The following is an 18871-nucleotide window of genomic DNA, read 5'->3' as shown; positions in this document are numbered from 1 at the left end:
GGTAATTTTCAATGGTTATGACAGATCCAATTGCAGATATGTTAACGCGTATTCGTAATGCCAATATGGCTCGACACGAAAAACTTGAGCTTCCTGCTTCAAATCTAAAGCAACAAATTGCAGAAATTTTAAAGCAAGAGGGCTTTATTCGTGATTACGAATTCGTTGAAGATAATAAACAAGGTGTATTACGTATTTACCTTAAATATGGTGCGAATGACCAACGTGTCATTACTGGTCTAAAAAGAATTAGTAAACCAGGATTACGTGTTTATGCTAAAGCTGATGAGCTACCACGCGTACTTAACGGTTTAGGTATTGCGATCGTATCAACGTCTAAAGGTCTTCTTTCAGATAAAGAAGCTCGCGAACAAACAATTGGTGGCGAGGTATTAGCATACGTTTGGTAATAAATTTTTATTTAACTTAGGATAATACAATCTGTCAACGTGGAAGTCGGTTGACAACGTTGGAGAGTAATAGTCCCAAGTATAAGAAAAAACGAACACTTTCAAGGAAACTTCACCCCCTAACTTAAGGGAAGGTTGAAGCTTGTCTATCCTTGCTAGCAAGGGAAAGTGAGTTTTTCTAATAAGATAGGAGGTGCCATGTAGATGTCACGTATAGGTCTTAAGGTTATTGAAATCCCTGAAGGTGTTGAAGTTAAAAATGATAATAATCTTATCACAGTAAAAGGTCCTAAAGGCGAATTAACACAACAACTTCATAAGGACATGACAATCAACATCGATGGTAAAGAATTAACGGTTGCAAGACCGTCTGATAGCAAATTGAATAAATCATTACACGGTACAACACGTAGCTTAATCGCAAATATGATTGAGGGTGTACACAAAGGTTTTGAAAAAACTTTAGAAATCCAAGGAGTTGGATACCGTGCACAAAAACAAGGAAATAAACTTGTTATTAATGCAGGTTATTCTCACCCTGTAGAAATCGAACAACCGAATGGTATTGAATTTGACGTACCAGCAAACACAAAAATTGTCATTAAGGGTATTGATAAAGAACTGGTAGGTGCTTTAAGTGCTAAAATCCGTGCGATTCGTAAGCCAGAGCCCTATAAAGGAAAAGGTATTCGCTATGAAGGTGAATACGTTCGCCGTAAAGAAGGAAAAACGGCTAAATAAAGCAAGTTAACCTTCAAACTCACAAGCCTGCTTAGTTAGGGAATAGAAAGGAGTGACCTAGATGATCACAAAACAAGATAAAAACATTGCGCGTAAGAAAAGACATTTACGTGTCCGCAAGAATTTATTTGGCACGGCAGAACGCCCGCGTTTGAATGTATTTCGTTCAAATAAACATATTTACGCACAATTAATTGATGACATCAATGGTGTTACTTTAGCAAGTGCATCAACAGTAGATAAAGAGTTTTCTACTCAAGCAACTGGGAACACTGATGCGGCTAAGATTGTTGGAGAAATGATTGCAAAACGTGCATTAGATAAAGGCCATAAACAAGTGGTATTTGACCGCGGTGGATATTTATACCACGGCCGTGTAAAAACATTAGCAGATGCTGCCCGTGAGGCAGGTCTTGAATTTTAATGATAGAAGGAGGGACAAATTTTGCGTACACAAATCGACCCGAATAAATTAGATTTAGAAGAACGTGTAGTTACAATTAACCGTGTAACTAAAGTTGCTAAAGGTGGACGTACTTTCCGATTTGCAGCTTTGGTTGTTGTTGGAGACAAAAATGGCCACGTAGGTCTTGGAACTGGGAAAGCACAAGAAGTACCGGAAGCAATTAGAAAAGCTATTGATAATGCGAAGAAAAACTTAATTGAAGTACCTCTTGTGGGAACAACTATCCCTCATGAAGTAACTGGCCGTTTCGGTGCAGGTAGTATTCTTATCAAACCTGCTGTAGAAGGTACGGGAGTTATCGCTGGGGGACCTGTTCGTGCAGTTCTAGAACTTGCTGGAATTGGTGATATTTTATCTAAATCCCTAGGTTCAAACACACCAATTAATGTTGTTCGTGCAACAATCAGTGGTTTAAGTGAACTTAAACCAGCAGAAGAAGTAGCAAAACTACGCGGTAAAACAGTAGAAGAATTGTTAGGATAAGGAGGGAAATGAAATGGCTAAGCAATTAGAAATTACCCTCGTGCGCAGCGTTATTGGCAGAAATAAAACACAGAAGCAAACCGTTGAAGCTTTAGGCTTAAAGAAAATTAACCAATCCGTTGTACGTGAAGATACACCTTCATTAAGAGGTGCAATTAATAAAGTATCACACTTATTAGCGGTTAAAGAATTGTAATTTATTATAGCGCAAAGAGGAGGTGCTCGCATGAAACTTCATGAATTGAAACCATCACAAGTTCGTAAACAACGAAATCGCGTTGGACGAGGAACGTCTTCAGGAAATGGTAAAACAGCTGGTCGTGGACACAAAGGACAAAATGCTCGTTCAGGTGGCGGTGTTCGACCAGGATTCGAAGGTGGCCAAATGCCTTTATTCCAACGTCTACCAAAACGCGGTTTTACAAATATTAACCGTAAAGAATATGCCATTGTCAATCTTTCGGCTTTAAATAAATTCGAAGAAGGTACAGAAGTAACACCTGAGCTTTTACTTGAAGCAGGTTTAGTAAGTAAAGTAAGAGCTGGCATTAAAGTTCTTGGAAATGGTACAATTGAAAAGAAACTTACTGTAAAAGCTCACAAATTCTCTGCTTCAGCTAAAGAAGCAATTGAAAAAGCGGGCGGTCAAACTGAGGTGATCTAATGTTCCAAACAATCTCCAATTTTTTTCGTGTGAAAGAGATTCGAAATAAGATTATTTTCACATTACTCATGTTAATTGTTTTCCGAATGGGTACATTTATACCCGTTCCGTTCACAGATCGTGCAGCAATAGGTTTTATGAATGATCAACAAAATGTATTTGGTTTTCTCAATACATTTGGCGGTGGCGCATTAAAGAATTTCTCCATCTTAGCAATGGGGATCATGCCCTATATTACTGCATCCATTATCATGCAATTACTACAGATGGACGTTGTTCCTAAATTTGCTGAATGGAAAGAGCAAGGGGAAATGGGTAGACGTAAACTTGCACAAGTGACACGTTACGCCACTGTTATTTTAGCCTTCGTTCAAGCTATTGCAATGGCAATTGGCTTCAATGCGATGACAGGGGGAGGCTTAATCACTGACCCAAGCGCTAATAAATTTATTATTATCGCAATCGTATTGACAGCCGGTACAGCATTTTTAATGTGGCTCGGTGAACAAATTACAGCACACGGAGTAGGAAATGGTATTTCAGTTATTATCTTTGCTGGTATTGTCGCTGAAATCCCAAATACAATTAACCAATTATATGAACAGTTTTTTGGAAGTCAAGTCGGTGATGAGTTATTTATTAATATCATGATCGTTGCCTTGATTATTTTAATTGTATTAGGTCTAACAGTTGGTGTAATCTTTATCCAACAAGCAACCCGAAAGATTCCTATTCAATACGCGAAACGTATGGTTAACCGATCAATGGTTGGTGGACAATCAACACACTTACCGTTAAAGGTAAATACGGCTGGTGTGATACCTGTTATTTTTTCAGTGTCATTTATCATGGCACCACGAACAATAGCTAGTTTCTTTGATGGTAGCTTTGCGAATGCAGTAGAGAGTATCTTTGATTATACTCAGCCAATTGGAATGGTGATTTACGTAGCTCTTATTATTGCGTTCTCTTATTTCTATACTTTTGTTCAATCAAGTCCAGAGCAAATGGCAGATAACTTGAAGAAACAAGGGGGCTATATCCCAGGTATTCGCCCAGGCAAAAAGACAGAGAGATATTTAACGGTCGTATTAAATCGCTTGACTTTTGTAGGTGCGCTTTTCTTAGCAGCAGTTGCTGTATTTCCAATCTTTTTGGGTAGAATCGCCAACTTGCCACAATCTGTTCAAATTGGCGGAACAAGTATACTGATTGTTGTTGGTGTAGCTCTTCAAACTATGAAACAACTTGAAAGTCAACTTGTCAAACGTCACTACAAAGGATTTATAAAATAAGCAGTAGTCTTTTACTACTGACTAATTTATAGAAAAGCGAGGGGAATAGCAGTGAATTTAATTTTAATGGGTCTTCCTGGTGCTGGTAAAGGTACACAAGCTGAAAAGATAATTGAAAAATACCAGATTCCTCATATTTCAACTGGAGATATGTTCCGATCAGCAATTAAGGAAGGAACTGAGCTTGGAAAACAAGCTAAATCATTTATGGATCAGGGTGCACTTGTTCCTGATGAGGTTACAATTGGGATTGTTCGAGAACGATTAGGTAAATCAGATTGTCAGAATGGTTTTTTGTTGGATGGTTTTCCAAGAACAATCGCACAGGCGGAAGCACTTGAAGAGCTTTTAACAGAGTTAAATGCTCCAATCGACTATGTACTTCACGTCGATGTTCCACAAGACAAATTACTCGATCGTTTAACAGGTAGACGAATTTGCCCGGAATGCGGAGCAACCTATCATGTCATATACAACCCACCAAAGGTTGCTGATACATGTGATAATGATGGCGCACGTTTAATTCAACGTGAAGATGATCGTCGCGAAACTGTTGCTAAACGTATAGAAGTAAATGTGGAGCAAACACAGCCACTTTTGGACTTTTATCAAACAAAAGGATACCTTGTAACAGTAAATGGTGATCAAGATATAAGTGATGTGTTTGAAGCGATTGATCAAAAACTTCAAACACTGTAGATAATATGTGAAACGATTCAAGTTTAAAAAAGCGTTAGTCCTTATGTTAAGAGTAAAGCTCTTTTATAGTATTTGCTCCGAGACTAATTAAGTTTATAAGTCTCAAGCAATCATTTATAAATGGCCACTTATCTAAACGAATGGTCAACTGTGACCTAATGAGTTTGTGATTGGACGACTGATGCTAAATATAGTAAAATGTAAATTTAATAAAAAACATGTTTTACAATGCATAAGTTGGTTATGTTGAATAATAACAAAGACTTAAATGAAAGTGATCATGTTTGAATGAAACGGGGTCGCGTCCTAGGATAGGTCAAGTGGTTGAAACCACACAGGGCGAAAAGCAGGCCAATATGCCATTATCATTAAAGTTGTCGATGATCGCTTTGTTCTGCTCGCAGAAGAGAGAAACGGAAGTATGATCGGCCAGAGGGGATAAATTTTAATCGTGTTTTTCTGATTAATTAAATTTCACCTGAGGTCAAAATAGCCTTCTAGGAACTGGTCGCGTTACAAATGGTAAGCTGCGTTTTGCTATATCAAAATTTGTCAAAAAGATAGTGACTGATTTAAAGAAGGGAGATCAACTTGATGGCGAAAGACGATGCAATTGAGGTGGAAGGTACTGTTACCGACACATTACCGAATGCAATGTTTAAAGTGGAATTAGAGAATGGGCATACCGTATTAGCTCACGTTTCAGGAAAAATCCGAATGCACTTTATTCGAATTTTACCAGGAGATAAAGTAACGGTTGAACTTTCTCCGTATGATTTAACAAAAGGACGTATTACGTACCGTTATAAATAACAATTAACTCCGATAATAGAGGAGGTATGGACGATGAAAGTAAGACCATCAGTAAAACCAATATGCGAAAAATGTAAGGTTATTCGTCGTAAAGGAAAAGTAATGGTAATCTGTGAAAATCCAAAACATAAACAAAAACAAGGCTAATCAATAAGGAGGTGCATGAAAAGTATGGCACGTATTGCAGGAATTGATGTCCCGCGTGAAAAACGGGTAGTTATTTCATTAACATATATCTACGGTATTGGTAAATCAACTGCAGAGAAAATTCTTAAAGATGTAAATGTTTCTGAAGATACTCGTGTTCGCGATTTAACTGAAGATGAATTAAGCCGTATTCGTACAGCAGTAAATGAATACACAACTGAAGGGGATCTTCGTCGAGAAGTTTCATTAAATATTAAACGACTTATTGAAATTGGTTCATATCGAGGATTACGTCATCGCCGTAATTTACCAGTTCGCGGTCAAAATACTAAGAACAACGCGCGTACACGTAAAGGCCGTGGCCGAGCAATTTCAAATAAAAAATAATCATTAAAGGAGGTCAAGGAATCCAATGGCTCAGAAAAAAGGAACTCGTAAAAGACGAGTGAAAAAGAATATTGAATCGGGTATAGCACATATCCACTCAACATTTAATAATACAATTGTTACAATTACTGATGTTCAAGGTAACGCAATTAGCTGGAGCAGTGCTGGTGCACTTGGTTTCAAAGGATCACGTAAATCAACACCATTTGCCGCCCAAATGGCTTCTGAAACTGCGGCCAAAGCAGCTCAAGAACATGGTTTAAAAACATTAGAAGTAACTGTAAAAGGACCTGGCGCAGGACGTGAAGCAGCTATTCGTTCACTCCAAGCAGCGGGACTAGAAGTTACTGCCATTGTTGACGTAACACCAGTTCCTCACAATGGTTGCCGCCCACCAAAACGTCGCCGTGTATAATTTTTATCCGTATAGAATTTGTCAGTATGTCTATAATGGATTATGATCGATTAAAGTAGTACGTTTTAGGATGACTAGCTTTAACCAGTCTCAACCAGATCGGAACTGACAGACAATAAATATACGAATAGAAGATAGTGCAGAAATGGGAACTGCCTACCTGAGGAATTTCGGTTAGACATTGGTTGGTCTAACCGGGGTTTCGACGTTCAAAGGAGGGTTTTTATAAATGATCGAGATTGAAAAACCAAAAATTGAAACTGTACAGATCAATGATGATGCCACTTTTGGGAAGTTTGTCGTAGAACCACTAGAACGTGGATATGGAACGACTCTAGGAAACTCCCTTCGTCGTATTCTTTTATCCTCACTTCCAGGTGCAGCTATAACATCTGTACAAATAGACGGTGTTCTTCATGAGTTCTCAACAATTGATGGCATTGTAGAAGACGTAACAACCATTATCCTCAATCTTAAAAAACTAGCATTAAATATTTACTCTGAAGAAGTAAAAACGCTGGAAATTGATGTGCAAGGTGAAGGTGTTGTTACTGCAGCGGATATCACTTATGACAGTGATGTTGAAATACTAAATCCGGATCTCCACATTGCTACATTAGCAAGTAATGGGGCCCTTCGTATGAAGATGACAGCTGAACGTGGTCGCGGTTATCGCCCAGCTGAGGTTAATAACAGTGATGACCTACCAATTGGTGTTATTCCAGTTGACTCGATATTCACCCCAGTCTCACGTGCAACTTTTCAAGTTGAAAATACACGTGTTGGTCAGATAACGAACTTTGATAAACTGACAATAGATGTATGGACAGATGGAAGTATTCGACCAGAAGAAGCTATTTCCCTGGCAGCCAAGATATTCACTGAACATTTAAATCTCTTTGTTGGTTTAACTGATGAAGCACAAAATGCTGAAATCATGATTGAAAAAGAAGAAGACCAAAAAGAAAAAGTATTAGAAATGACAATAGAAGAATTAGACTTATCTGTTCGCTCTTATAACTGTTTGAAACGTGCCGGCATTAATACAGTACAAGAGCTTACAACGAAGACAGAAGATGATATGATGAAAGTTCGTAATTTGGGTAGAAAATCACTTGAAGAAGTGAAGAATAAACTAGCTGATTTAGAATTAAGTTTACGAACAGAAGAGTAGTCATATAAACTAATGGAACAGATTCTGAAAAAGGAGGGGTAGTCGATGGCTAGAAAATTAGGAAGAACGACTGACGCTCGTTTAGCATTACTAAGAAATCTTGCAACTGACTTGATTATTCATGAACGTATAGAAACAACAGAAGCAAAAGCAAAAGAAATAAGCTCTACAGTAGATAAAATGATTACATTGAGTAAACGCGGTGACCTTCATGCTCGTCGTCAAGCATCAGCTTTTCTTTACAAGAAAGAAGCTAGTGAAACTGAAGATGCAGTTCAAAAGTTATTCAACGATCTTGCTAACCGTTATGAAGACCGCCAAGGTGGCTATACACGCGTTTTAAAACTTGGCCCACGTCGTGGTGATGGTGCACAAATGGCGATTGTTGAGTTAGTCTAACCGAATAAAGTTGAATTCAAGGGCAGGATAAAGTCTCCACAAGAGGTTAATCCAAGCCCTTTTTTGTTATTTGATTTAGATTATTACTTTTGACTATTCTTTAAAGGAATAAAAGGCTAATCAATTGTTTTTAATCGACTACTCATCTTTTAAAATTACCAACAAGTAAATAATCTAGAGTGATAGATTTATGCTTATATTTAGAAGCTATACAGTGATCAAGACCATCAAAGTATTGAAAATTGATGAAACAAGCTAGAATACCTAAAGCTATCGATTTCAGTACAGTTAATCAAGACTTATTCATAAACCTATTTCAATTGAATAATAAAAAGTTAACTGAATAATGACGAAGTGTGCTAAAATAGATAACTAGAGGTATTTTTTAAATAATCAAACTATTTCCCCTTGTAAATTTCCCGGGAAATAATTTGTCGCAATATGGAGGGATCTCAATGATCCAAAATCAAGTTGAGTTTCGCAATGTTTCTTTTCGATATGCGGATGATCAACCATGGGTATTAAAGAATGTGAGTTTTACAATTAAATCAGATGAATGGCTAGCGATTATAGGGCATAATGGTTCAGGGAAATCAACAATTGCTAAGCTTATGAATGGGCTACTTTTCCCCGACCAAGGTGAAGTAATCATCCAAGGGGTTAAACTTACCGAAGAAACAGTTTGGGATGTACGGAAAAAGGTAGGGATGGTTTTTCAGAATCCAGATAACCAATTCGTCGGGACAACAGTTCGAGACGATGTTGCCTTTGGATTAGAAAACCGTGGGATAGAACGAGACAAGATGATTGAGGCGATTGAACAGGGATTAAAGGCTGTAAGAATGTCTGATTATTTATTACACGAACCCCATCGGTTATCAGGGGGACAAAAGCAAAGAGTTGCCATTGCAGGGGTTATAGCCGTAAAACCAGATGTTATCATTTTAGATGAGGCAACCGCAATGCTTGATCCTAAGGGACGTAAGGAAATAATCAGAACAGTTAATGATCTAAAACAGTCAAATCAACTAAGCTTGATTACCATTACGCATGATTTAAATGAAATTGCTCAGGCAGATCGTGTGATCGTTATGAATGCAGGGGAAGTATGGTTAGAATCAAAGCCAAGGGACTTATTCGCTAAAGAAACAGCTTTACGCGAAATCGGCTTAGATGTTCCTTTTGTTGCCAAATTAGCAAATGCTATACAACAACATTCAATTACACTCACTCAACAACCATTAAATCAAAAGGAGTTATTAGACGAATTATGGACATATCGTTTAAACAAGTAAATTATACCTATCAACCTAATAGCCCATTTGAATATCAAGCTTTGAAAAATTTATCTTTCTCAATCAAATCGGGATCCTATGTGGCAATTATCGGTCATACCGGTTCGGGAAAGTCAACTTTAATTCAGCATTTAAACGGATTGCTGCGGCCAATTGAAGGGGAAGTTCAGGTCGGAGATTTCAAATTAAAAGCTGGGGAAAAAACAGAGAATATTAAAGAATTACGTAGACGAGTTGGTGTGGTCTTTCAATATCCTGAACACCAACTGTTTGAAGAAACGATTGAGAAGGATATTGCATTTGGACCCAAAAATTTTGGGGTCAGCCAAGAGGAAATTAACCGGCGGATACCAGAAGCGATGAAAGCAGTTAACTTATCATTAGATTTGCTACAACGCTCACCATTTGATTTGAGTGGTGGACAAATGCGTCGAGTAGCTATTGCAGGAATCCTAGCTATGGAACCAGAAGTCTTAGTTCTAGATGAACCTACAGCAGGATTAGATCCTAAAGGACAGCAAGAAATTATGGACATGTTCTTTGACCTTCACCAACGCAAAGGATTGACTACTGTTCTCGTGACTCACAGTATGGAAGATGCATTGAAGTATGCAGATCATGTTATTATTTTAGAAAATGGTCAAAAATATATAGAAGGAAAGCCAACTGATATTTTTGTGAAAAAGCAAGAATTAGAGAAAGTTCAACTCGATACACCAGAAATCATTCAATTTATCCAAGAATTTCAGGATCGATTTGATAGTGATATATTCTATCGAAATCAATCGATTGAACAGTTAGCAATTGAGTTGACAGAGGCTTTAAAAGAGGGGAATCATGATGGCTAATTCACTTATTATTGGACAATATGTACCAAGTGAATCTAAAATTCATCGGCTTGATCCGAGAACAAAGATTATCATCATCTTTTTATTTATTATTTTTGTCTTTTTTGCAAATAATACGTTGAGCTATGCTTGGTTAACTTTATTTGCTATCGCAAGTGCATTACTTACAAAAATAAAAATAGGGTATATTGCCAAGGGGCTTAAGCCGATTTGGTTTTTAATTATTTTCACCTTTATTTTACATCTATTTGTGACTAGAGAAGGTCGGGTTTTATTTGAAATTGTCGGCTTCCCTGTTTATTCTGAAGCAATTATTCAAGGTACTTTTATTTCCTTACGATTCTTTTTGTTAATCTTAGTGACTTCCCTATTAACCCTAACGACAACACCGATTGAAATTACTGATGCAATCGAAACTTTATTGAATCCTTTAAAGAAAGTTAAGTTTCCTGTACATGAACTAGCATTGATGATGTCTATTTCACTACGATTTATTCCAACACTTATGCAGGAAACAGAAAAGATATCAAAGGCTCAAGCATCAAGGGGAGTCGATTTTAAGACGGGTCCAATTAAGGAGCGAATTCAGGCCGTTGTTCCTTTACTAGTTCCTTTGTTTGTTAGTGCTTTTAAAAGGGCAGAAGAACTTGCAATGGCGATGGAGGCAAGAGGTTACCAAGGTGGAGAAGGACGTACGAAGTTGAGAGAGCTGAAGATCACCAAGTTAGATTGGATTGCCTATTTAATTTTTGCTTTTGTCATTGCTGGTTTATTTCTATTTAGGCAGTAAAGGAGATGTGTTATGCGACTTTTAGCAACGGTAAGTTATGATGGTTCAAATTATGCAGGTTATCAAATTCAACCAGATCAATTGACTATTCAATCAGTCATTGAATCAGCCCTTACCCAAATACATAAAGGTCAGCCCATTAAAATTACTGCCTCTGGTCGAACAGATGCAGGTGTCCATGCCCATGGACAAACTTTTCACTTTGATAGTGAACTGATGATTGCTGAAGTAAATTGGAAGAAAGCAATGAATGCCCTCTTACCAGACGACATTGTAATCAAGAATGTTGAGCAAGTTTCCGATCAATTTCATGCGCGTTACAGTGCAAAGCAGAAAACTTATCGGTATGTTATCTTGAATTCAGCAGACCCAAGTCCTTTTCAAACTAAGTATAGCACTTATATTCATCAACCACTTCATATTGAATCAATGAATCAAGCCTGCCAGTACTTAATTGGTGAACATGATTTCACCTCCTTTTGTGCAGCGAACAGCCATGTGAAAGGGAGTAAAGTCCGCAAGATATATCAGGCGTCATGTCAAAAACAAGATCAATATTTGATCTTTACTATTAGGGGAAATGGTTTTCTTTACAATATGGTTCGGATTATTATTGGGACTTTGATTGAAGTAGGCTTAGGGAAGAGAAGCCCTGAATGTATACCTGAGATTATAATGAGTAAAGATCGAAAACTAGCTGGAAAAACAGCTCCTGCACAAGGCTTATATTTAGATCACGTGATCTATTAAGAAGAGGGATATTTTTTTGATAAAAGTAATGAATAAGCGTTACAGCTATTGACTTTAATGATGATTTGTTATAAGATGGTCTATGGCATTTTATTTCTATACCACGATTAGCCCCGGAAAGTTAATTGTGTAGAATATAAAAGTAAACCCAATGAATTGATAAAAAAAGATTGAAAAGATAAGGATAAATTAGGAGGTAGTAACGATGCGGACAACTTTCATGGCAAATGATGCAAACATTGAACGTAAATGGCTTGTCATTGATGCTGAAGGTCAAACACTTGGACGTTTATCAAGTGAAGTAGCAGCTATTCTACGTGGTAAGCATAAACCAACATTCACACCACATGTGGATACTGGTGACAATGTTATTATTATTAATGCAGAGAAAATTGAACTTACAGGAAATAAGCTAAGTGATAAGATGTATTATCGTCACTCAGGTCATGCAGGCGGCTTACAAGCACGCTCAGCTGGGGAAATGCGTGAACAATTCCCAGAGAGAATGCTTGAATTAACAATTAAAGGTATGCTTCCAAAAGGTAGCCTTGGTCGTAAAATGGCTAAGAAATTACATGTATATCGTGGTGCGGAACACAATCACCATGCACAAAAACCAGAAGTCTACGAACTTCGTGGATAATTAAAAGGAGGTAATCGATTTGGCACAAGTACAATACTACGGAACTGGACGCCGTAAAAAATCAACTGCTCGTGTACGTTTAGTCCCAGGTACTGGACGTATTACTGTAAATAATCGTGATGCGGAAGAATACTTCCCATATGAAACACTTCGTACAATTATTAAACAACCTTTAGTGACAACAGAAACAGAAGGTAGTTATGATGTTTTAGTAAACGTACATGGTGGTGGCTTCACAGGACAAGCTGGAGCAATTCGCCATGGAGTGGCTCGTGCATTATTAGAAGTTGATCCGGAATACCGTGCTTCACTAAAAAGCGCTGGCTTCTTAACTCGTGACGCAAGAATGAAAGAACGTAAAAAATACGGTCTTAAAGGCGCACGTAAAGCTCCACAATTTTCAAAACGTTAATCTTACATTATCGTATTCAAACCCTTTCTCACATTGGTGGGAGAGGGTTTTTTGTGTAGATTAAAAGTAATAATATCGGTCAAAACATAGGCTAAGGAATTTAGAAGTAATCAAGACAGTAGTTAGGAGGATAAAGTTATATTCTGGTTTAATATTTTGTTATTGTGATAAAATGAAGAGAGATATTTATTGCTATTCACAAACGGGCTAGATTACGGCAGAAAATGATTAGTTGACATTATTAAAGGGGATCAGGTACTTATGACTCAATATATATTGCTTCACCAAATAGGTTGCCCCAAGGCCCATTCGGTCTAAATCCCATATCATCTAAGAATTCTAGCATTTTTGACAGAGAACTAGATTCTGTGCATCTCTATTTTGAAAATAACTACGACGAGAAACTAAAGCGGGAATTTCCATATATCTGCATTTCTCATTCAATTACCAAGTGGAACCTATTCGAACAATATGTCATTTAAATTTGAAGTAAAGGGGACTGCTGCGGAAGGGAAAGTTTTAGACATATGATATTCTTATTCAGAAGAATCCATTCAATCCAGTGGGGTTGTTGAGTATTTCACAAGGAGGATGTAAATGTTTTGCAGCATAGAGAAGTTCGTTGGGAGGAAATAAAAACACCTTATGATTTAGTGTTGAAAGATCGTGAATTTTGGGTAATCACACGATAAACTTTCGTATAACACTTGAATATTTAAATTCAGCTTTCGTAGACCTTATACCAATGATGAGGTTGTATTTCTTTTAAAGTTTTATCATTCAGTTTATCATTTGGATTAGTCGCAGCCTCTTTTACATGCCCTTCCAAGTAAAAAGGCACATCACAGGCGCATTAGCATTTTCGTTTTAGAATTCTATGTACGGTCGAAACAGGCATTGGACTAATCAATAAAGCCAGAATATAAGCCGGTATTCGTTATACTGCTATTCTTAAAAAAACGCTTTTTATAGTGACACTAGGAGTCTTCTGAAGAATGCTGTTCTTTTAAAAATTCCTCTATTAAGTGCCCATAGCGATTTGTTTGAAGATGATCTATAAATTCTTGCTCACGATTTGGATCGTCTGATTGGCTTGAGTCAGCTTGATTAAACTTTCCAGTAAAGGTCATCTCTGTAAGTTCTCTTAGCAATATCTCTGGCTTAGCAAAGGCGAAATTTATATAGATGTACTTATTATCTGTACGTGTCTTATCAAGCACACCAATTTTCTTGGATAAAGGCACCCAATCTATAATGTTTTTGTAGTATACACGATATGTTAAATGATGATTTTTCCTAAGATGTCCTCCCAATAGAAAGTACTCGGCAGTTTCTTTATAATATGCTTTAAATTTCCGTCGAGTGAAAAAAACAAGCGTTGCAAAAATAGCAGTTATTACAAAACAAACGATTGCCATTTCAGCATCTCTTACTATTAAACCTAAAATGGTCATGAATCCAATTAAATAGGTTAAAAAAACCATAAGGCCTAAACCAATTCGTTGGATTTTATTAGGCATTTCTATATTGTTTCTCATAATGAAATTCTCCTTTGAAATTTACTTTATTGTGCCATACCGGAAATAAAAGATAAAATTGGTTGAATAGATTGTTTAATTTATTGTTGTTGCTTAAACATTTCCTCTTATTACATGCCCAAGTAATCATTGCCGTCGGGTTAGAATAATTTAGTAATAAGCAAACTTTAAGAGAAACCTCTCGAATAACTTTGCAGAAATTTAAAATTTCCGCTATCCCTCTCTGACCATACATTATACCACCTGCACTCAGCGTATCTCCTACACATTGACCTACTCCATATTTTAACGGAATTTCTACATCGGTTTTAAATGCTTCTAAACCACCAATACGAAAAACATGAAAGATATATTTTGCATTTTTAAGGGCGGTTCTCCTATCTGTTGTCGACTGAATTTTAATATCTACTCAATTTATATCAATATCTCTTTGACACAGTTTAGTTACCATATCTAAGTTTTCTTCATTTATATCAGTAAAGGCTACCTCTATATTCTTAAATTCTGGCGCTGATAGCAAATCTGATAATAGCTTTCTGCTAAACTCAATACTTCGTGCTCCAATAAACGTTACTTTAAAAGGCATAATATTACCTCCATGTATGTAAATAAAGTATATCAAAAAAAGGCACTATACCCCTAAAGTTAAAATATAACTTTAAATGATAATTAAAATTTATAGGATAAATAAAAGCTTGCTATTAAAGGACGATGGCATAATTCTTAAAGTGAAAATTCAATATCATTGTCTATTAACCATTTTCTCACGATTGTGGGAATTCCCCCATTTATCGATGCAAATGTAGTGTGAATTTTATACTTTTATCTAAATTATTAGAGATAATGGCAAAGATACTGGAAAGGGTTTTTTGTGTAATGAAAACTTAGGTTCTTGGTCAAACCCAGACAGTTATTGTAAAATATTTAAGCCTTAGGAGACTTGTCTCCCATATCCATTATATAATATCCTGTGATTATATGATTAAATGAAGCATAAATAATTCGATGATATGGAGTGATAGAAATAGGGAATAAAAAGGTAGACATGGTTGAGGTCTATACCTTTGCCGATGACCTCCAACAAATATCTTCAGATCTTCGGGTATAAATGTCAAGATAAGAATGTGCACCCCCAAGTGCAAATTCTTATCTTGACATTTATAATGAAAGGCAAGAGTATGATGATATAATAAAGTCAACTGAGTTTAAGACTAAACGGCTAGTACTTAATTTTCTATATAATACCTTAGCGCAAATTGGAATAAAACCTGTAGAGAAATTTTCTATGTGCTATGCTATATCGAGATATTACGAAGAAAAGTTAGGCACAGAATGGAAAGAACAACTAGACAATGTTATTCACCGTATCCAAGATAATAGCGAAAATTAGTAAACTTTTGTATTTTTTCTAGGAGGGATAACTTTGAAAAAACCTATAACATTATCTCTTAATAGTGTAGATGTTAATATTGCTCTTACAAATATTGTTAAAAATATAAGCTTTGATTTATGCTATGGAGAGATTTGTGCATTAGTTGGGCACAATGGTGCAGGTAAAACGCTCACATTAAAATCTATTATGGGAATACAAGAAAAAAGTAAAGGAACTATTAAAATAAATAACACTGACATAGATGAAGACTATTTAAATTATAAAGCTATGTATTCTTATATCCCTGAAGAGCCCATTTTGTTTACAGAATTAACAGTATACCAACATTTCCAGTTATATGGAACAAGCTATAAAGTCCCTGAAGGAACTTTTCGGGATAGAATTGAGTATTATGTAGAAGGTTTTGAAATGAATGGTAAATTAAATGAATTTCCAGAAGACTTATCGAAAGGTATGCGTCAAAAAGTAAATATAATAAGTAATCTTATTACAGATACACCCTTATTAATAATAGATGAACCTTTTATCGGTCTGGATGAAAACTCAGCTCTTTTTTTAGAACAAGAAATTATAAATAAGGCAAGTAATGGAACCAGCATATTAATTACATCGCATTTAATTGAAAGAGTAAAGAAGCTTTGTCATTCATTTATAATGTTGAAAGATGGAGAAGTAGTTAATCAAGGGAAAATAAATAAACTTAAAGGTATAGAAAGCAGGACCTAAATGAGAGAGTTACATGTATTGAGATTTGTATCTAAACAACGTACTAAAAAGATTATTGAAAAGTATAAACTGGCATTCTCTATTATCTTTGATAAAACTACTTTGATATATATCTGTATAATTGGGCTATTCTTCTTTAAGGAAAGTGCTCATTATTACTCTCATTATATACAATTAATAAACAGAAATAATGATTCTCTAATTATTTATTTTTTGTTGTTATCAGGTTTATTTTACTTTTTCAAGGGCTTTTTAGACCCTAGATATAAGGTTACTACCTCTGATTATAATTTAAATCTACTAACCTATGATCTAGATAAAATTCTAAAAATACTGGTAATTAATCAACAGATAAAAAGAATTCTTATTGTGTCTCTTTTAATTTTTGTCTGTTATCTTTTAAATGTATTTAATTTAGAAACAATGCTTTTATTTATTATATTTTTCTCTACTTCCGATATATTTACAGGGATTATTCAGTGGAGAAATTTCCAACGAGGAATAAAGCCTTTCCTAATAAGTGTTTCATATATTTTTCTACTTTTTGGTGTATATCTATACTCATACTTTTTGACAGACTTATCAAAAACATCAATACTTACCCTTATATTTATATTGTTGATAATCCTTATTTTAATTCAATTCAAAACAAATATATCTCATAGTACTAATTGGAATGAAGTTACGATAATCGGGGATGACAAAACCTGGAATTTATTAATAGTTAAATTAATAACGGGTGTAGGTTTTAATTTTATACCCCATAGGTTGCGTACTTCGGGGGTCAATAAGAAGAAAATTAAGGAAGCTCCTTACACTTTACCGGAAATTATTACGAGGTACTGGAAAAATTATTTTACATTTAATAAAAATATATCTTTTACAATAATCACCAATTGTATAGCGGTGTTGATTTTTTTAAATATAAATATAAATGTAAATGCTCCATCGGGGTTATACTTGACGTTTTCAACATTAATATATATGTATTGGTTATATGGAATATTCAAGCACAAATTAGATACTATCCAATTCAAAGTATTACCTTTCTCCATTGAATGTTATATAAGAGGTTTTTATCTTAGTACATCTTGGATGGTGTTGATTATACTACTCGTTCACTCTACTTTTAAACTAATGGATCCATCTACATCAAATGGCTTGGACATATTTATAATTTTAAGTGAGTGGCTCTTAATAAAGTTTACATTTATGTATCTACTAAAATATGGGGCAATGAATACACTTAATTTTAAAAAAATTCCGAAGTTCTATCATCTATTTTTAATAATGTTTTATTCCTTGTTATTAATGACTATAGAATCAATTCCTATACTTTCTTTTATTATAATACTAATATTCGGGTCTAAGTATTTATTTAAATTAAAAAATAACGAAATTAAAATATATTCAGATAAGGGAATAAAAGAGCAATAATAAATTTAACAAAATTGGGGTATTGTCAGATATTTAGCGAAAAACATACGCTGAGTAAAATTCGACATAAAGAAAATTGGTATTTTCTACGTTAATAAAGTTTGAATGTTAATGAAAAGATTTTGGATTATAATATAAATTATATTAAAGAGGTAAAATATTACGTTTTAAGATCGTCTTGATAAAATGACACATGATTATTTATAAATGATAACCTAAGCATGCCCAAATGTTCATTTAGACTTGACGGTTACAAGAGTCACTATCCTATATAGGTTAGTGACTCTTTTTTGAAAAATAATTTAGTCAAGATTGTTAAATGAATACATGCATTCTCCTGTTATCAATTAAGCCTAATATTACTTTTTAGTTTAAAGACGATTATCAAAATCATATTGGAGACTGTCCTACATATTTCGGAAAACTGAGAATCCGATTATTTTGACATAATAAACTAAAAGGGTATACTGATAATTGAACATCTGTTTAAAACACATGTTCAAAGTTATGCTTCGTCTATTAATCAGTATGGATAATCCCTTAAACGAACGGAGGAATAATCATGAATCAAATGCAAAAACAAATTAGGCTTTCAAATCGTCCTGTTGGAACTCCCATAATGGAGGATTTTGCCTTTATAAATGTACCAATTGGCACACCATCTCATGGTGAAGTGCTGATACGTACGGTATATGTTTCTGTTGACCCATATCTACGTGGAAGAATGCAGGATGCAAAATCATATATCCCACCATTCAAATTAAACGAGGTAATTACAAGTGGAATAATTGGACAAATAGTAGAATCAAAATCTGAACATTTTGCTATGTAACTGCTAAACTAAAATAGTCAGTTATTGCTCAATAAGATTGAACACTTTTCGATCAAATATACGACCATTCATAGTATGATAGATTCATTGAAATTTATCAGATTTGGATGGTGC

At 35.2% G+C, this 18871-nt stretch carries 23 protein-coding genes and 3 pseudogenes; 24 read left to right on the top strand and 2 right to left on the bottom strand.

From position 1 onward, the window contains the following. Positions 1-11: 11 nt before the first annotated feature. The 21 genes and pseudogenes from rpsH (at position 12) to rpsI (ending at position 12831) form a co-directional block, all read left to right on the top strand. On the top strand, positions 12-410 hold the full coding sequence (gene rpsH / locus KQI76_RS05755) for a 30S ribosomal protein S8 (protein WP_216399365.1): 399 nt from the start codon (positions 12-14) through the stop codon (positions 408-410). A gap of 204 nt (positions 411-614) precedes the next feature. After that, positions 615-1151, top strand: coding sequence for a 50S ribosomal protein L6 (gene rplF / locus KQI76_RS05750; protein ID WP_216399364.1), 537 nt, complete (start codon positions 615-617; stop codon positions 1149-1151). 61 nt (positions 1152-1212) lie between these two features. Continuing rightward, positions 1213-1575: a 50S ribosomal protein L18 gene (gene rplR, locus KQI76_RS05745; RefSeq protein WP_216399363.1), complete on the top strand. Its 363-nt coding sequence runs from the start codon at positions 1213-1215 to the stop codon at positions 1573-1575. Between the two features lie 21 nt (positions 1576-1596). Then, positions 1597-2100 (top strand): 30S ribosomal protein S5, encoded by a 504-nt coding sequence (rpsE, locus tag KQI76_RS05740; protein ID WP_216399362.1) that lies wholly within the window; start codon positions 1597-1599, stop codon positions 2098-2100. A 13-nt stretch (positions 2101-2113) separates the two neighbouring features. Next, positions 2114-2296, top strand: a complete 183-nt coding sequence (gene rpmD / locus KQI76_RS05735; protein ID WP_216399361.1) for a 50S ribosomal protein L30 — start codon at positions 2114-2116, stop codon at positions 2294-2296. Positions 2297-2326: 30 nt separating this feature from the next. Beyond that, positions 2327-2764 carry a 50S ribosomal protein L15 gene (rplO, locus tag KQI76_RS05730; protein ID WP_216399360.1) on the top strand — a complete coding sequence of 146 codons (438 nt, stop codon included), beginning with the start codon at positions 2327-2329 and terminating at the stop codon, positions 2762-2764. Continuing rightward, on the top strand, positions 2764-4059 hold the full coding sequence (secY, locus tag KQI76_RS05725) for a preprotein translocase subunit SecY (protein WP_216399359.1): 1296 nt from the start codon (positions 2764-2766) through the stop codon (positions 4057-4059). Before rplO ends, secY begins: the two co-directional genes overlap by 1 nt. 51 nt (positions 4060-4110) lie before the next feature. Further along, positions 4111-4758: an adenylate kinase gene (locus KQI76_RS05720; protein WP_216399358.1), complete on the top strand. Its 648-nt coding sequence runs from the start codon at positions 4111-4113 to the stop codon at positions 4756-4758. Between the two features lie 284 nt (positions 4759-5042). Beyond that, positions 5043-5375, top strand: a pseudogene (locus KQI76_RS11740) (KOW domain-containing RNA-binding protein). Continuing rightward, positions 5353-5571 carry a translation initiation factor IF-1 gene (gene infA, locus KQI76_RS05715; protein WP_216399357.1) on the top strand — a complete coding sequence of 73 codons (219 nt, stop codon included), beginning with the start codon at positions 5353-5355 and terminating at the stop codon, positions 5569-5571. Before KQI76_RS11740 ends, infA begins: the two are co-directional and overlap by 23 nt. Before the next feature lie 33 nt (positions 5572-5604). After that, the gene (rpmJ, locus tag KQI76_RS05710; protein WP_003156543.1) at positions 5605-5718 is read left to right on the top strand and encodes a 50S ribosomal protein L36; all 114 of its coding nucleotides are present in this window, start codon (positions 5605-5607) and stop codon (positions 5716-5718) included. A gap of 24 nt (positions 5719-5742) precedes the next feature. Continuing rightward, entirely contained in the window at positions 5743-6105 is a 363-nt protein-coding gene (gene rpsM / locus KQI76_RS05705; protein ID WP_216399356.1) for a 30S ribosomal protein S13, read from the top strand. Between the two features lie 25 nt (positions 6106-6130). Continuing rightward, the gene (rpsK, locus tag KQI76_RS05700; protein WP_216399355.1) at positions 6131-6520 is read left to right on the top strand and encodes a 30S ribosomal protein S11; all 390 of its coding nucleotides are present in this window, start codon (positions 6131-6133) and stop codon (positions 6518-6520) included. A gap of 229 nt (positions 6521-6749) precedes the next feature. Next, on the top strand, positions 6750-7694 hold the full coding sequence (locus KQI76_RS05695; protein ID WP_216399354.1) for a DNA-directed RNA polymerase subunit alpha: 945 nt from the start codon (positions 6750-6752) through the stop codon (positions 7692-7694). Positions 7695-7739: 45 nt separating this feature from the next. After that, positions 7740-8093 carry a 50S ribosomal protein L17 gene (gene rplQ / locus KQI76_RS05690; RefSeq protein WP_216399353.1) on the top strand — a complete coding sequence of 118 codons (354 nt, stop codon included), beginning with the start codon at positions 7740-7742 and terminating at the stop codon, positions 8091-8093. Between the two features lie 455 nt (positions 8094-8548). Then, the gene (locus KQI76_RS05685; RefSeq protein ID WP_216399352.1) at positions 8549-9388 is read left to right on the top strand and encodes an energy-coupling factor ABC transporter ATP-binding protein; all 840 of its coding nucleotides are present in this window, start codon (positions 8549-8551) and stop codon (positions 9386-9388) included. After that, the gene (locus KQI76_RS05680; RefSeq protein ID WP_216399351.1) at positions 9364-10236 is read left to right on the top strand and encodes an energy-coupling factor ABC transporter ATP-binding protein; all 873 of its coding nucleotides are present in this window, start codon (positions 9364-9366) and stop codon (positions 10234-10236) included. Before KQI76_RS05685 ends, KQI76_RS05680 begins: the two co-directional genes overlap by 25 nt. Further along, complete coding sequence (locus KQI76_RS05675) at positions 10229-11026, top strand: energy-coupling factor transporter transmembrane component T family protein (RefSeq protein WP_216399350.1); 798 nt, start codon at positions 10229-10231, stop codon at positions 11024-11026. Before KQI76_RS05680 ends, KQI76_RS05675 begins: the two co-directional genes overlap by 8 nt. A 12-nt stretch (positions 11027-11038) precedes the next feature. After that, the gene (gene truA / locus KQI76_RS05670) at positions 11039-11776 is read left to right on the top strand and encodes a tRNA pseudouridine(38-40) synthase TruA (RefSeq protein WP_216399349.1); all 738 of its coding nucleotides are present in this window, start codon (positions 11039-11041) and stop codon (positions 11774-11776) included. Between the two features lie 205 nt (positions 11777-11981). Continuing rightward, positions 11982-12419: a 50S ribosomal protein L13 gene (gene rplM, locus KQI76_RS05665; RefSeq protein WP_216399348.1), complete on the top strand. Its 438-nt coding sequence runs from the start codon at positions 11982-11984 to the stop codon at positions 12417-12419. A 19-nt stretch (positions 12420-12438) separates the two neighbouring features. Continuing rightward, the gene (rpsI, locus tag KQI76_RS05660; protein ID WP_216399347.1) at positions 12439-12831 is read left to right on the top strand and encodes a 30S ribosomal protein S9; all 393 of its coding nucleotides are present in this window, start codon (positions 12439-12441) and stop codon (positions 12829-12831) included. Positions 12832-13808: 977 nt separating this feature from the next. Here the strand turns inward: rpsI and KQI76_RS05655 are convergent. After that, positions 13809-14369 carry a hypothetical protein gene (locus KQI76_RS05655; protein ID WP_216399346.1) on the bottom strand — a complete coding sequence of 187 codons (561 nt, stop codon included), beginning with the start codon at positions 14367-14369 and terminating at the stop codon, positions 13809-13811. A gap of 106 nt (positions 14370-14475) precedes the next feature. Then, positions 14476-14955 (bottom strand): annotated as a pseudogene (locus KQI76_RS05650) (family 4 glycosyl hydrolase); the annotation flags it as partial. Between the two features lie 837 nt (positions 14956-15792). Between KQI76_RS05650 and KQI76_RS05645 the strand changes: the two are divergent. From KQI76_RS05645 to KQI76_RS05635, 3 genes and pseudogenes are all read left to right on the top strand, one after another. Then, positions 15793-16488: an ABC transporter ATP-binding protein gene (locus KQI76_RS05645; protein WP_253288830.1), complete on the top strand. Its 696-nt coding sequence runs from the start codon at positions 15793-15795 to the stop codon at positions 16486-16488. After that, positions 16489-17925, top strand: coding sequence for a hypothetical protein (locus KQI76_RS05640; RefSeq protein ID WP_216399345.1), 1437 nt, complete (start codon positions 16489-16491; stop codon positions 17923-17925). A gap of 562 nt (positions 17926-18487) precedes the next feature. After that, positions 18488-18748, top strand: a pseudogene (locus tag KQI76_RS05635) (NADP-dependent oxidoreductase); the annotation flags it as partial. Positions 18749-18871 lie beyond the last annotated feature (123 nt).

Origin of the sequence: Amphibacillus sp. MSJ-3, from assembly GCF_018919165.1 — a bacterium.
Taxonomy (GTDB): domain Bacteria; phylum Bacillota; class Bacilli; order Bacillales; family Amphibacillaceae; genus Amphibacillus.
Note: the sequence above shows the minus strand (reverse complement) of the source record. Positions and strands in the feature narration are given on the sequence as shown.

Bases quoted from the DNA above. Each gene is read 5' to 3' on its own strand.
- rpsH (WP_216399365.1), top strand. From the start codon at position 12: ATGGTTATGACAGATCCAATTGCAGATATGTTAACGCGTATTCGTAAT.
- rplF (WP_216399364.1), top strand. From the start codon at position 615: ATGTCACGTATAGGTCTTAAGGTTATTGAAATCCCTGAAGGTGTTGAA.
- rplR (WP_216399363.1), top strand. From the start codon at position 1,213: ATGATCACAAAACAAGATAAAAACATTGCGCGTAAGAAAAGACATTTA.
- rpmD (WP_216399361.1), top strand. From the start codon at position 2,114: ATGGCTAAGCAATTAGAAATTACCCTCGTGCGCAGCGTTATTGGCAGA.
- rplO (WP_216399360.1), top strand. From the start codon at position 2,327: ATGAAACTTCATGAATTGAAACCATCACAAGTTCGTAAACAACGAAAT.
- secY (WP_216399359.1), top strand. From the start codon at position 2,764: ATGTTCCAAACAATCTCCAATTTTTTTCGTGTGAAAGAGATTCGAAAT.
- infA (WP_216399357.1), top strand. From the start codon at position 5,353: ATGGCGAAAGACGATGCAATTGAGGTGGAAGGTACTGTTACCGACACA.
- rpmJ (WP_003156543.1), top strand. From the start codon at position 5,605: ATGAAAGTAAGACCATCAGTAAAACCAATATGCGAAAAATGTAAGGTT.
- rpsM (WP_216399356.1), top strand. From the start codon at position 5,743: ATGGCACGTATTGCAGGAATTGATGTCCCGCGTGAAAAACGGGTAGTT.
- rpsK (WP_216399355.1), top strand. From the start codon at position 6,131: ATGGCTCAGAAAAAAGGAACTCGTAAAAGACGAGTGAAAAAGAATATT.
- KQI76_RS05695 (WP_216399354.1), top strand. From the start codon at position 6,750: ATGATCGAGATTGAAAAACCAAAAATTGAAACTGTACAGATCAATGAT.
- rplQ (WP_216399353.1), top strand. From the start codon at position 7,740: ATGGCTAGAAAATTAGGAAGAACGACTGACGCTCGTTTAGCATTACTA.
- KQI76_RS05685 (WP_216399352.1), top strand. From the start codon at position 8,549: ATGATCCAAAATCAAGTTGAGTTTCGCAATGTTTCTTTTCGATATGCG.
- KQI76_RS05680 (WP_216399351.1), top strand. From the start codon at position 9,364: ATGGACATATCGTTTAAACAAGTAAATTATACCTATCAACCTAATAGC.
- KQI76_RS05675 (WP_216399350.1), top strand. From the start codon at position 10,229: ATGGCTAATTCACTTATTATTGGACAATATGTACCAAGTGAATCTAAA.
- truA (WP_216399349.1), top strand. From the start codon at position 11,039: ATGCGACTTTTAGCAACGGTAAGTTATGATGGTTCAAATTATGCAGGT.
- rplM (WP_216399348.1), top strand. From the start codon at position 11,982: ATGCGGACAACTTTCATGGCAAATGATGCAAACATTGAACGTAAATGG.
- KQI76_RS05655 (WP_216399346.1), bottom strand. From the start codon at position 14,369: ATGAGAAACAATATAGAAATGCCTAATAAAATCCAACGAATTGGTTTA.
- KQI76_RS05640 (WP_216399345.1), top strand. From the start codon at position 16,489: ATGAGAGAGTTACATGTATTGAGATTTGTATCTAAACAACGTACTAAA.